This window comes from Undibacterium sp. Rencai35W (genome assembly GCF_049340185.1).
Classification (GTDB): Bacteria; Pseudomonadota; Gammaproteobacteria; order Burkholderiales; family Burkholderiaceae_D; genus Undibacterium.
Map to the genome: position 1 here is coordinate 1 of NZ_JBMPPC010000002.1, position 13,921 is coordinate 13,921.

The following is a 13,921-nucleotide window of genomic DNA, read 5'->3' on the forward strand; positions in this document are numbered from 1 at the left end:
CGACGGTGCCAGTTTCTTCATTACGTAGCGAGGCGCGCGGGTATTCGGGTTTGCAGCCGGGGACGTTGAAGTCGATCACGCCGGGGACCACGGAGGGGCCGACGGGTTTGGCGTCAGCGACCGGGGGTAAGGTCGATTTGGGCAACACGTTCGTATCTGGCCGGACTTGGGAGGTCTGGGAGATGGTGTTGGGGGTGACGACTTGTTGCTGTACCTGGACTTCCGGCGGGGGAATGAACGGGGGTGGCGGTGCCAGCAGCTTTGGTGGCGGCGGTGGCGGTATGTCTGGTGGTGGTGGCGGTGGTTTGATTTCTTCGACGAGTTTGGTCTCCAGGGGCTTTTGGATGAACTCGACTACTTTGACCCCTAATCCGTTGATCAGGGCGTACACGAGTACGACGTGAAATGCAACGACCAGCCCTATCCCTAGCAACTTCTTGCCCGGCTCTTGCTGGCGATTTGAAAAATCCATACAACAACTCCTGCGTCTCTTACGCTTATTCAGTTAACTCAAAAAAATGTACTTACGTCTTATCGATGAGGGAAGCACTTGATCATATGATCCAAGCGATCCAGGCAATCCAGGCAATCACTTGTCAACAGAAACTGTGACAAGGATGCATCTGCGGTAACTTGTTGCAAATCACACGAGTATGGAAATGCACACAACCGGTCAATCTGGCTGCATTCAGAATTTTTATTGGTGAGACGATTCTGACAAAGAAGAAAGTGACGGAGCAATGCCCCATCACTTCGTGTCAGAGAAAAATATCGCAGGCATACTAAGGCTCAGCATGTCCTGGATATCAATTACATCTTCGCGCGCAATGTCAGATAGAACTGACGACCACTTTGATAAATCGAACGCGGCTGATCTTCGTTCAGCGCATAGTATTTCAACGTTGGATTGTTCAGATTCTGCGCATCCAGAGAGATACTAAAGTTGTCATTGATCTTATAGCCAAAAGAGGCAGACACTGCACCCGTTGCTGCCTGGGAGAATGCTGTTTCACGATCAAGACCACTGAAGAAACTAGAACGATAGCTGTAAGATACACGAGCATTGAACTTGTCGTCTTCATAGTAACCGCTCAAGTTGAATGTATTCTTGGATGCACCGACAACCTCTTTGTTATCTGCATCTTTTGCATCCGCATAAGTGTAGTTAGAAGAGAAGCCGAAATGATTACCCAGTGGCTGTTCGTAAGCTAGTTCGATACCTTTGACTTTAGCGCTGGTGTTGATCGGCACAGACAAGATGTAAGGAACCATCGCGCCTTGCGGCACTTGAGCGCTGTAAGTCATGTAGCTCTTAGAGACTTGGCCAATACCTACATAGCTAGTCAGATCCATGTAGAACAAACCAGCAGAAACCAGCGAACGTGGCGCGAAATACCATTCCAGAGAGGCATCAAAGTTGTTTGAACGAATTGGTTTCAGATCCGGGTTAGCACCACTACCGCTACCAACACCGCCGACTACTGCCGGAGGACTCAGACTGATGGAGCTAGCCAGAGCACCGAAGTCAGGACGTGTCATCGTTTTGGAAATCGCAAATCGAGCGACTACATCTTTTTGTACGTCAAAGCGCAAGTTACCGCTAGGCAGAACATCATTATAAGTATTGTCAAACTGTTGACGCACGAATGGTCCAAACAATGAAGTTGTGATGGCACCAGGTGCTTTTGCGTCAGCAGAGAACGGTAACAAAACGCTTTCTTTGGTCTGTACAAAACGTAAGCCGAAGTTTCCGCTCCAGCCTTGACCTTCCAGATTGCTTTGAACATATGCTGCTGTCGTATTTTCTTTCAAAGCAAACTCAGACGCCCAGTTTTCGCGTGAACCATCAGTTGGACGCAATGCGTATTTAGAGGCATAAGCTGCCAGTTGTTCCGCCGTGTAGGACCAGACATTAGTCGGGAAGTTGCCACCCAGACCGCTACCGAAATTACCTGGATAGGTTACGGTACCACCAGAAGGTAACGCACTCCATACTGCGCCACTCAGCTCAGGACGTTGATTGTTGACGAAGTCATTATTGCGCTTATGCTCAGTACCTCGCACACCAAATTTCAATGTAGTGAACACACCTTGATTAATCGCATACTCACCATCAAGCTTTGCCCACGTTTCTTTATCTTTAACGTTAATCTGCTGATCACCGAAAATCCAGTCAAGACTGGTGTTAGCGTTACTTGCATTATTCGCAGATCCCAAGCCCCAGCTAGCGGCACTACCGATACCGTTCAACGCCCATGATGCGCCAGTACCCTTACCTGTATCCCATTCAGCGACATCTTGTGTGGTCGTTTTACCGACACCACTTGAAGTGCCCAACTGCGCATTCAACTTCAACGAACTATTGACTTTCCAATTTGCATCAACGTTGTAGAAATTGGTTTCAGAGCCCGCATCAGGACGAGAAATCTGATCGTAGATACCATATTGCGTACCAGCGACACCTGTAAAATTGGCTTTAGTCAAAGTCTTCACGCCGTTAGTTGTCGTGACAACATAACCAGCATCCGGTGCCTGACCATCGCCTTTATTGATGAAGTGAGTGCCCCACATCATGTAGTTGCGATTGTAGTTAGCGGCATCCAGGGTCGAGCTAAAAGCATTGAAATCAATCGAGAAATCATTGCTAGGCTTGAATTGAAAATCGATCAAACCACCTTGACGCTTACGTGTTTGTTCAAACAACGCAGAACCAACTAACACCGGATAATAAGCACCGGCTAAGTCGGGATTCGATTTTCCGACTTTGCTATTCGCACCGATCTGCTCGTAACCCAGCAATTCCTGACCATCTCGACGCAGACTGCGCTTTTCCGAGAACGCCTGAACCATGACACCGAAAGTGTTTGTATCATTTTTCCAGTTCAGCAAGGCACTGACTTGTGGATCTGTCTTTTTAGGCAAATCGGCATACACTGCGCCCAAAGTGACTTCTGCGGTAAATTGCTTTTTGAACTCTAGCGGCTTACGCGTGATGATGTCGATAGAACCGGCAACACCACCTTCTACCAGACTGGCTTCAGAGCTCTTATGAACTTCAATACGGCTGACCAGTTCGGATGGCAGCAGTGTGTAACTGATGCTACGACCAACACCAGGGCCACTTTGATTCAATACAAACCAGTCGCCTGCAGCCATATTGTGGCCGTTGATCAATGTCTGGGTCAGACTTGGGTTAGTACCACGCATACTGACGCGATCGTTTTCATCGAAACCACCCTCATTACCACTTGCAGAGCTGGTCGTTACACCAGGAACGCGTTGCAGAGAATCAGCAACGTTCTTGTCCGGCATCTTGCCAATATCTTCTGCAGTGATCACTTCCAGATGTGATTCCGCATTACGCTTTTGATTCAAAGATTGTTGTGCCGCTGCACGGATACCAGTCACAACAACTTCTTGCGCTTTAGGTTCAACCTGTTGCGCGTGTGCCGACATGGCGACTGTCATTACCAGCACAGCAACGCCAGAAGCGATCGGCGTCAGTTTAGGTGTCGAATTACTTTTCATTTACTCCCCCAAGATTGATCAATCAAAACTACTTGATGCCCCACTGCCAGAGCTTTTGTTTTTCCATGCAGATGAGCGTTTCGATACAACTTACTACTAAGCTTGAATTGCAAAACCACTTAAATGCCACAATTGAAAACATATTTTTTAATGCGCTCTATAAATGCCTGCTCTTTGAACTATTTCTGCTTTTTATCCGATTAAGATCAGGCGTCCTACACCAGCCTTAGCAAAACCAGCAGAGCCAATTGCGAAACCTCGTCGTACCGATACCAGATTCTAGTGGCACGACATATTTCGAAATTTTTTACCTCAAGATTTTTGCATTGAACTCACTGTAGATACCTCAAAAGTGGTTGTCAAGCGGTATCTACGTGGTATTATCGAAGTCATTATTGGTATTAACAATAATCATTAAGAAAAACATATAAGTATATGTTTTAAAACTATTTTTATTTAAATAATTTAAATTTTTTAGAGAAGTGGACTGATTAGTTTTTACAACAACAGAAGAATCTCATCTACTCTTATGAGAAGAATGTTTTTGTGATGAAATTTTTAATATCCGTGCCACCAATACAATCAGGGATTGCCCGACAAATCTCATGCCGGGCGATATTTTAAGTACCCTACAGATAGAAAAACAGGCCTTAATCATGTAGCCTGCAAGAAAATTGCTATTAGTTTCGTTAAGCATGCAAATAGTAAGCGCGTAATAGTCACATGTATTTTCATTCTTAAATTGGTATTAATGTCTTATTAAAAATTGGACTATTGGGTACAATAAATACCAAATGCAAAGATCCATGACCGAAGCCTCTCGCCAGTAATCACAATTTCGCCCACCACTGATCAGTGGCGGCGATCAATAACGACATCTACAACCATGACAACACAATTAGCCGCCATACGTGAATGGCGCGACGTCAGCAAAAAGACTCTTCTGAATGAGATTATTCCGGGCGGCCGACCAGCCGTATTGCGAGGATTTGTCGATGCCTGGCCAGCCGTCCGGCATGCCAAAATATCGGCCGCAGCGATCAGCACATACCTAAAAAAGCTCGACACAGGCAAACCTGTGGATGCCATTCTGACGCCACCGGAAGTCAGGGGAAGAATTTTTTATAACGAAAATCTGGATGGCTTTAATTTTTTACGTAATCAGGTCAGCGTATCTTCCGTCGTCGATCAGGCATTGCGTTATGCACAATTCGCCACAGCGCCGTCTGTCGCAATACAAAGCGCGATGATTACCGAATGCATGCCGCGCTTTATCGATGAGCATGCACTGCCGTTCATGGATAGACAGATTTTGCCAAGACTCTGGCTGGGCAATGCAATTACCACACCCGCACATATCGACACATCCTACAATATCGCTTGTGTAGTTAGCGGCAAACGTCGTTTCACACTGTTCCCACCTGATCAAGTCGCCAATTTATATATCGGTCCGCTCGACTTCGCGCCAACCAATTCACCAATCAGCATGGTGTCATTTACGCAGCCGGATTTTGTTCGCCATCCAAAATTTAAAGACGCACTAACACAAGCGCAGTTCGCTGAATTGCAACCCGGCGATGCGATTTTTATTCCTACCTTGTGGTGGCATCATGTGGAATCACTAAATGCCTTTAATGTACTGGTCAATTACTGGTGGACCAATGCCGTCGCTCCTGCGCAAGCGAGCACACCTTTCGAATGTCTGCTTCACTGCCTGAACAATTTTAAGCATCTGCCACCCGATCAGCGCGAGGCTTGGGGAGCGCTTTTTAAGCATTATGTATTTGATGGTAGCGCCGATCCTGCAATACATCTACCCGCGAATCGGCGCGGGGTGCTTGCTGGTCGCTCGGCATAAAATTAACGCTCCGGCAGCGGAATCCACTCGGACTCACCAGGTACCAGCGGGAAAATAGAGGCGTCCTGATTCGTCCATGCAATTTTTGCGGCATCAATTTTTTCCTTGTTAGTGGCGACAAAATTCCACCATAAAGCTGGTGGCGATTCCAGCGCCGCGCCGCCCAATAACATCAATGTCGTATCAGCACTTGCCAGGAGTATCGCATTCTGGCCTTGCTCCAGCACAATCAGCGTACCGGCAAGAATAGGCTCGCCATCCAGAAGGACACTGCCCTCAACGATGTACACGCCGCGCTCGGGATAATTCGCGGTCTCATTTGAGATAAGCAAGCTGCGGCCTTCGGAAATCCAGCCCGCAACATACAAGGTAGGACTATGGCAAGCGACTGGGGAGTTCTGTTCGTATGCCTGCCCCGCCAGCACATGCAAACGCACGCCATCCTGCTCTATCATTGGCAAATCCTTCGCAGGATAGTGATGAAAAGCCGGTGCAATGTCCTCATCACTGGCGGGTAAAGCCACCCACATCTGCAAGCCCTGAATTGCTATTTGCTGCTCACGGATGTCTTCCGGCATACGCTCAGAGTGAACAATTCCACGCCCTGCTGTCATCCAGTTGATATCCCCGGGAACGATACGCTGCACGCTTCCCAGACTATCTCTATGCATCATCGCACCAGAAAACAAATAGGTCACCGTTGCCAGACCAATATGCGGATGTGGCCGTACATCACCGACATGCGTTCCGGCCTCAAACAATGCAGGTCCCATATGATCAAAAAACACAAAGGGGCCGATACGACGCACTTCTGCATCCGGCAACAGGCGCCGGATAGGAAAGCCGATGTCACGAGTCTGGCCATGGATTAATTTACGGATGCTAGTCATTACATGTCCTTTGTATCTGGATGGTCGTTTTTCTAGATTAATTGAGGGTAGCAGCTTGCAAGATTTTCTGTCAGCGCGCTACACTGAGTTTTTGCCCAGCATAAAGTCTGTTATCGCCTGCTATGCCAATTCAGTATCTCGCTCAACTTACCTCACCTAAGCGCACGGCTCAAGCGAATCTGCACTTGGGCGTCACGTTAGCAAGTATCGCAGGCGCATTGAATGCAGGCGGTTTTCTGGCAGTCGGTCAATATACCTCGCACATGACCGGCATTGTCTCATCCGCAGCCGATGATTTGGTCCTTGGCAGACTAATTCCCGCCTTTGCCGCGGCGCTGATGCTGTGCGCCTTTGTTCTCGGATCTGCTAGTACCGCACTCATGGTGAATTATGCCAAGCGTAATACACCACAGTATATTTACACCCCCGTATTGCTGCTGGAAGCAAGTCTGCTGATCGTATTTGGTTTGGTTGGCACAAGTCTGCGCCAGCACGAAGTCATCACCGTGTCCTTCACAGCAGTATTGCTATGCTATGTGATGGGCTTGCAAAATGCACTGATTACCAAAATCTCCAATGCAGAAATCAGAACGACACATGTCACGGGATTAGTAACCGATGTGGGAATAGAGCTAGGCAAAATGATTTACTGGAACAGGGACAAAGTCAATCCAAGTCACGGGGAAGTTGCTGCTAACCGCTACAAACTGAGATTACATCTCATGCTGATCAGTGCTTTTTTTTGCGGAGGATTATTGGGTGCCGCAGGATTTAAATATCTGGGCTTTATTTCGACATTGCCTTTGGCTCTAGCACTGGTGACGCTGTCGATTGCACCACGATTCAAATCCGCATAAATGCAGAAAAAAAGCGCCTCATCATGATCAGTGATGAGACGCTTTTTTATTCTTTGCTTTACACGAGACTCAATCTAATTTAGCAGCATGCTCGCGCGTCGCATGGAAGACAACACCCGGCCAGCGCTCCTGAGTGAGTTTTAAATTCACGCCGGAAGTCGCAAGATAAGCCATGTTTCCGGCTGCATCAAAAGCAATATTGCCACCGGCACTGGAACGTTCAAAATCTGCCAGCATTTTTTTGTCATCGCAGGTAATCCAGCGCGCACTACTGATGCTAGTTCCTTCAAATACGGCATCGACACCATATTCGTTTTTCAAACGGCTGGCGACCACTTCGAACTGCAAGACACCAACTGCACCCAACACCAAATCGCTGCTGACTACGGGTTTGAATACCTGTACTGCGCCCTCTTCACCTAGCTGCTGCAAACCTTTTTGCAATTGCTTGATTTTGAGTGGATTCAGAATACGCGCCGTGCGGAAAAAATCCGGTGCGAAGTAAGGAATACCGGTGAATTGCAACAGCTCACCTTCAGAGAAGCTATCGCCGATCTGCATGTTGCCATGGTTTGGCAAACCGATAATATCGCCGGCATATGCTTCTTCCACTTGCTCACGTGACGATGCCATAAAAGTCACCACAGACGACACTTTGATGTCGCGGTTCAGACGCAAGTGTTTAAGTTTCATACCGCGCTCAAAACGACCTGAGCAAACCCGCAGGAAAGCAATACGATCCCGGTGAGCCGGATCCATGTTCGCCTGAATCTTAAAAATAAAACCGGAGAACGGCACTTCAGTTGGCACGACAGAACGCACACTGGCATCGCGCTCACGCGGCGCCGGAGCCCAGTCGAGCAAGGCGTTCAGAATTTCACGCACACCAAAGTTATTGATTGCCGAACCGAAAAACACCGGTGTCTGCACACCGGCTAAGAAATCAGCAAGACTGAACGGATGGGACGCGCCATGTACCAATTCGACCTCCATCTTCAGTTGTTCAATCTCAAGCGGAAACATTTCTGCCAGACGCGGATTGTCGATACCTTTGATGACTTCGAACTCTTGGTCGGCACGCTCACTACCCGGAGTGAACAACAAGATTTCATCGCGCAAAATATGGTAAACACCGCGGAAAGTCTTACCCATACCGATAGGCCAGGTAACAGGCGCACACTGGATCTTCAGTACCGATTCCAGTTCATCGAGCAACTCCAGTGGATCACGTGTTTCACGATCCATCTTATTGACGAAGGTAATAATCGGCGTATTACGCATGCGGCAGACGTTCAGCAGTTTCAGTGTCTGCTCTTCCACGCCCTTGGCAGCATCGATCACCATTAAGGCAGAATCGACAGCGGTCAGCACACGATAAGTATCTTCGGAGAAATCCTGGTGACCAGGCGTATCCAGCAAGTTCACCACATGGTCGCGGTACTCGAACTGCATGACTGAAGACGCGACGGAAATACCGCGTTGCTTTTCGATCTCCATCCAATCGGAAGTGGCGTGACGACCGCTCTTACGCGCCTTTACTGTACCCGCCAACTGGATCGCGCCGGAAAACATCAGTAACTTTTCAGTCAATGTTGTCTTACCCGCATCCGGATGGGAAATAATACCGAAAGTACGGCGACGTGCGACTTCACGCTGGATCAAATCGCTGGAGACAACACTGAGAGGAGCGTCGGACTGAATTGCTTCAGATTCGTTGGAAGGAGTAAGGTCAGACACGGTAATGGCCAAATTAAGCAAAGCTGGCTAGTTTAACGGTGTTTGGGGTTTGTGTCGAATAGACTACTGCTATGACAAAAATCGTGACAACGAACATGAGGAAAGCTACCTCGAGCCTGATCCCACATGGCGCACAGACAAAAACAGGTCAAAAAAGACAGATCAAAATCAGGCATGCGATTTTGCATAATCCAGGCACCGCTGACGAACCCAGTCACGGGCATCTGGATAATCATCAAAAAATTCTATCGGACAGATGTCTTTATAAAATTTCTCGTACACAGGCTCGATAAAATTCCGTCCGTCGACATCTGGTGCAGCGACATATACGCTGCCAACCAACTGATATTTACTGACTGCACCGCGGGCTTTATCTGTGAGTAATTGCAAAGCTTCTTTTGGACAAAGCAAAGAATTACTAACGATGGCAATCGTGCCCCAGGGACCTTTAAGTGACAATTCCTGAATCGTGGGCAGCATGGAATCTACCCACTCCTGCACCAGCTCAGTATTCCAGGGGCCGGTGACTTCTGAGACCAAAATCTGGCCATCCGTATAAATTTTAAAATTTCCGTGGGGTCGCATACACTACTCTTATAAATGTAATAACAAATTTTCAGAAATGCGTACTACTATTGGCATATCTTGAAAACTAAGTTGATTCGACATAGGAGTTCATGTGATACGGAAACTTTTTTACAAAAGACTCGGCACTTTATTGATGCAACAACTGATCAAAAAATGATACGGATGTTTGCAGTCAAATAGTGAATGAACGACAATGCTGTGACTGAATTTTAGTGTCTTCGGCCATTTAACAATGTGAAGCAAGGTTACAAATTTGTTAAACAATCTTAAGCATTAATTCGCGATCAAACGCAATAACGACTTACCTACCCTTTAAATAATCATACTGATGGACGAAAGCGTAACGACTTTCGTCTCTGATCAACGATAAGAAACGATAGACCAAAAGGATTCTGATTGTTGACCATGTCTCCACAAGGCTGCTGATGTTTTATGTAAAAAGAGTAAAAAAGCAGGATGAACTGCAAAAGATATTTGCTCTGCGCTACCAGGTGTATTGTCTCGAAAAGATGTTCCTGGATGCCAAGGATTATCCCGAGGGCGTAGAGAGCGATGATTACGATGAATCGGCAATTCACCTGGGTGCGTTTGCCTCAGGCGACAATATCGTGGGTTCGTTACGTCTGGTGCGTTCGACGACTATGCACTTCCCGATTTTCGATCACTGTAAGGTCTCACAACTGCCCAAAGGTGCAAACTCGCTAGAATTTGCCGAAATATCCCGGCTCATCATCAGCAAGAAAAAAAGAGCCATGATACGGCCACCGAAACAAACGATACCGCCATCAATCGGCGCGGTACGCAGCGACTTTACCGATTTTGGAATTTCCGATTTATTGATGGAACTGTTCCGCGTGATGTTTACTTATTCAAAACAACGCGGTATTAAATATTGGCTCGCCGCGATGGAGCCTAGCCTGATGCGCCTGCTGCAATACCATCATTTTAATTTTCGGCAAGTAGGTCCTGCCACCGACTACTACGGACAGGTCATTCCCTGCATTGCCTCTCTGGAAGAAATCGAGGAACAGTTCTCACAACAAAATCGTGAATTTTTCCTGGAATTTGCCAAACATATGACGGACCCGAGAATTGGCATTCATGAAGAAACGATGTGGCCTCCCAAAGAATTCAGATAATGGGTATATCAAAACAGATGCTACCTATATGAAACTCCGTGGAACAATCCGGCAGACATAGCAGTCTGAGTAAAAAGATGGTTTAATCTTTCTCTTGGTTAACTTATATTAACGCTAAGCTTCCCTGAATTTCACTGGATCTCGCATGACAAAAAAATTTATTGCTGGCGTATTAGCCAGTATCGCCCTGCTTCCGCAACTCGCTTTCGCATGGGGAGCAGACGGCCATCAAACCGTCGGGGCTATCGCTGACAATATGCTAACTGGGACCAAGGCCGGTAGCAAAGTCAAAAGTCTTCTAGGTACGCGCACACTGGAGCAAATCTCGGTCTGGGCGGATTGCGCCAAGGGGATCAGTCCCGAAAAAGATTTTGCCTATACGGTGACAGGCCGCTTCGCTGAATGTCAGCCATTTGAAAATCCTGAAGATATTCAAGCCTTCGCCGATTTTGTACGCCGAAATAACAATGCCTGCAATCCTGGCGCGGATGAAGAAACCTGCCACAAACAATATCACTACACCGACATCAGCTTGCAGCATGATCATTACAAAACCGGTTTTGCCGGCACCAATGATCACGACATCGTGAACGCTATTCAAGCAACCATCGCTGTCTTACGCGGGCAAAAAGCGCCAGCCCCATTCAATATTAAGGACGAGCGCGAAGCCCTGATGCTGCTGACTCACTACGTTGGAGATATCCATCAGCCTCTGCATGTGGGGTCGATTTTCCTGGATGCCGATGGCAAAATCCTCAACCCGGATGATAAGGGACTGGACAAAACCACGAATACGATAGGTGGTAATGCCCTGCAATGCCCTTGCGGCAATCTGCATTCCTTATGGGATGACCTGCCACAGAACTTCAAGCGTGGCAGAATGAACGACTTCCTGACGAAGAAAGCCAAGACGATCGCAAAAGACACAGCCCCTCCTGAACAATGGGCAGTCCTGTGGGCGGATGACGCCATTCGCAATGCGCGTATCGTTTTTGCAGGCGCTCAGTTCAGTGAACGTACACCCAATGTCAAGGGCAATAACTGGTCAATCGCATTACCTCTGGCGTATGAAAGAACGATGGCGCAAGTCAAAGAAGAGTCGCTGACCAAAGCAGGTGCTCATCTGGCGCAATTGCTGCAAACGATCTGGCCTGACTAAGGAGTAAGATGAATGCCTCATCAGGGTTACTATTTTGCCTCAATAAATCCTGACAAACTGAGGCATTCATTATTCGTTTGAAATGGCCGTTTTCTGTATTTTTGTTTATTGTAGTCGTTACGCGTAGTTGTTCGGATCGCTATGAATACGTCACTATTTCATTGAACGCTGTCGTCTGTCAGCAGCGTGTTTAAAATCTACAACCAGGAGTACCCATGTCTTTCTCACCCTTTCGCTGGATCAAGAACAGTATCGTTTTTGTCTGGAGGACGCTGGATTTTGGCCGCCGGCTTATCCTCAATTTCATTTTACTGGCACTCCTCATTGCACTGGCGGTAGGCATCTTTGGTGGGTCTGCGAAAAAAATTGACGATAAAACGGCTTTGCTGCTAGATCTGAAAGGTACGCTGGTTGAACAGAATACCGGCAGTCTGCGTGACAACGTCCTGGCAGAGGCGCAAGGTACAGCAAAAAAAACAACGCAACTGCGTGACATCCTGACCGTACTAGATGCAGCAGGCAAAGATCCCAAGATCACCAGCGCAGTCTTGCTGCTTGATGAGATGCAAGGTGCAGGCTTACCGATGCTGCGTGAAGTCGCCGCCGCGATTGACCGCTTCAAAGCCAACGGCAAAACGGTCGTCGCCTGGGGCTCGAGTTACGATCAGCGCCAATACTATCTGGCCTCGCATGCCACTGAAGTTTATTTGCATCCTATGGGCAACATCATGCTGAACGGCTTTGGCCGCTATCGCAATTACTATCGTGATGCACTCGATAAAATCGGTATCACCGTCAATCTGCTGAAGGTCGGTACCTATAAGAGTTTTGCCGAACCGTATATTGCCAACGAACCGTCTGCCGCCGCGACCGAAGCCGAGAGTTTCTTGTACAACGCGATGTGGGCAACTTACACCGGTGATGTAGAAAAAGCGCGCAAGCTGCCTGCTGGCAGCATCATGCAAGGCATCGACCAGTTACCAGAACTACTCAAAGTCACAGGCGGCGACATCGCCAAAATGGCTGTCAATACCAAACTGGTCGACGGTCTGAAAACACGCGACGAGTTGCGTCAGCTAATGATAGGCAAAGGTGTCAAAGACGATCAGAACAAGAGTTTCAAGCAGGTCGGCTTTGACGATTATCTGGCTCGTCAGGTACCTAAATTTCTCGGTGATGCCGTTGGTGTTGTGATTGCATCCGGCGAGATCAGCGAGGGCACTGCGCCAGCCGGATCAATCGGCGGACTGTCAACAGCAAATCTGATTCGCAAGGCGCGCGAAGACGACCAGATCAAAGCAATTGTCTTACGCGTCGATTCACCGGGCGGCAGCGCCTTCGGTTCAGAACTCATCCGTCGAGAACTTGAACTGACTCGCAATGCAGGCAAACCCGTTGTCGTCTCTATGGGCAATGTCGCCGCCTCTGGCGGTTATTGGATCTCGATGTCGGCAGATGAAGTGATTGCCGATGCAACGACAGTGACAGGATCAATCGGTGTGTTTGCCATCTTGCCGACGGCTGAAAAAGCACTGGATAAAATTGGCGTGCATACCGGTGGTACAACAACCACATGGCTGGGCGATGGTTTCAATCCTATGCGCCCTTTGAATCCAAAATTCGGTGAAGTTATTCAGGCAAGTATCAATCATATTTATGACGACTTCACTAGCAAAGCCGCAAAAGCGCGCAAGACCACACCGGACAAAATCGATGCAGTGGCACAAGGCCGCGTCTGGACGGGGCAGCAAGCCAAAGAACGCGGCTTGATCGATACGGTCGGCAGTTATGGTGACGCGATTAAATCTGCGGCAACACGCGCCAAACTCGGCAAAGATTTCCGCGTTTCTTACATCGAACGGGAACCCTCAAAATTTGATCGTCTCTTCACTATGTTCGGCGCCTCCGTTACCCAAGTCTTGAATGATCAGTTTAAGCTCGCCTTAGTACCGACGGGTGTACCACCAGCAGCGGCAACACAAATCGCTAAAGAGTTGAGCTGGCTGGCGGACCTAAATAAAGAAGGTAAAGGTTACGCGGTGATGACGCATTGTCTGTGCGGCGTTCCCTGAATCGTCGATTCTCAGATGATCTGAAAAAGCGAGCCTGATAGCTCGCTTTTTTATTTTCTGTCTTTTTATTTTCAATGCTGATAGTTTGAGTTT

9 protein-coding genes and 1 pseudogene are annotated in these 13,921 nt (G+C 47.9%); 5 read left to right on the forward strand and 5 right to left on the reverse strand.

Annotated elements, in window-relative coordinates:
• Together ACO0K3_RS03965 and ACO0K3_RS03970 are read right to left on the reverse strand one after the other, a co-directional pair.
• Positions 1-433: pseudogene (locus tag ACO0K3_RS03965) on the reverse strand (energy transducer TonB); the annotation flags it as partial.
• A 377-nt stretch (positions 434-810) separates the two neighbouring features.
• Positions 811-3,528, reverse strand: coding sequence for a TonB-dependent receptor (locus ACO0K3_RS03970; RefSeq protein ID WP_422982121.1), 2,718 nt, complete (start codon positions 3,526-3,528; stop codon positions 811-813).
• An 886-nt stretch (positions 3,529-4,414) separates the two neighbouring features.
• On the opposite strand from ACO0K3_RS03970, the gene ACO0K3_RS03975 reads away from it, so the two are divergent.
• Positions 4,415-5,386: a cupin-like domain-containing protein gene (locus tag ACO0K3_RS03975; RefSeq protein ID WP_422982123.1), complete on the forward strand. Its 972-nt coding sequence runs from the start codon at positions 4,415-4,417 to the stop codon at positions 5,384-5,386.
• Positions 5,387-5,388: 2 nt separating this feature from the next.
• On the opposite strand, the gene ACO0K3_RS03980 is transcribed toward ACO0K3_RS03975, so the two are convergent.
• The gene (locus tag ACO0K3_RS03980; protein WP_422982125.1) at positions 5,389-6,276 is read right to left on the reverse strand and encodes a pirin family protein; all 888 of its coding nucleotides are present in this window, start codon (positions 6,274-6,276) and stop codon (positions 5,389-5,391) included.
• Between the two features lie 122 nt (positions 6,277-6,398).
• Here ACO0K3_RS03980 and ACO0K3_RS03985 point away from each other — a divergent pair, with 122 nt between their 5' ends.
• A complete protein-coding gene (locus tag ACO0K3_RS03985) occupies positions 6,399-7,133 on the forward strand; it encodes a YoaK family protein (protein WP_422982127.1) in 735 nt (244 codons plus the stop codon).
• Positions 7,134-7,202: 69 nt separating this feature from the next.
• Here ACO0K3_RS03985 and ACO0K3_RS03990 read toward each other — a convergent pair whose 3' ends face one another.
• Positions 7,203-8,834 (reverse strand): peptide chain release factor 3, encoded by a 1,632-nt coding sequence (locus tag ACO0K3_RS03990; protein ID WP_422957818.1) that lies wholly within the window; start codon positions 8,832-8,834, stop codon positions 7,203-7,205.
• A 204-nt stretch (positions 8,835-9,038) separates the two neighbouring features.
• Complete coding sequence (locus ACO0K3_RS03995; protein WP_422982129.1) at positions 9,039-9,455, reverse strand: hypothetical protein; 417 nt, start codon at positions 9,453-9,455, stop codon at positions 9,039-9,041.
• 428 nt (positions 9,456-9,883) lie between these two features.
• Between ACO0K3_RS03995 and ACO0K3_RS04000 the strand changes: the two genes are divergently transcribed.
• The 3 genes from ACO0K3_RS04000 to sppA all read left to right on the forward strand — a co-directional run bounded on the left by ACO0K3_RS04000 (position 9,884) and on the right by sppA (position 13,828).
• On the forward strand, positions 9,884-10,597 hold the full coding sequence (locus tag ACO0K3_RS04000) for a PEP-CTERM/exosortase system-associated acyltransferase (RefSeq protein WP_422982131.1): 714 nt from the start codon (positions 9,884-9,886) through the stop codon (positions 10,595-10,597).
• 145 nt (positions 10,598-10,742) lie between these two features.
• Entirely contained in the window at positions 10,743-11,756 is a 1,014-nt protein-coding gene (locus ACO0K3_RS04005; protein WP_422982133.1) for a S1/P1 nuclease, read from the forward strand.
• A gap of 215 nt (positions 11,757-11,971) precedes the next feature.
• Positions 11,972-13,828, forward strand: a complete 1,857-nt coding sequence (gene sppA / locus ACO0K3_RS04010) for a signal peptide peptidase SppA (protein WP_422982135.1) — start codon at positions 11,972-11,974, stop codon at positions 13,826-13,828.
• The last annotated feature ends 93 nt before the right edge of the window (positions 13,829-13,921 follow it).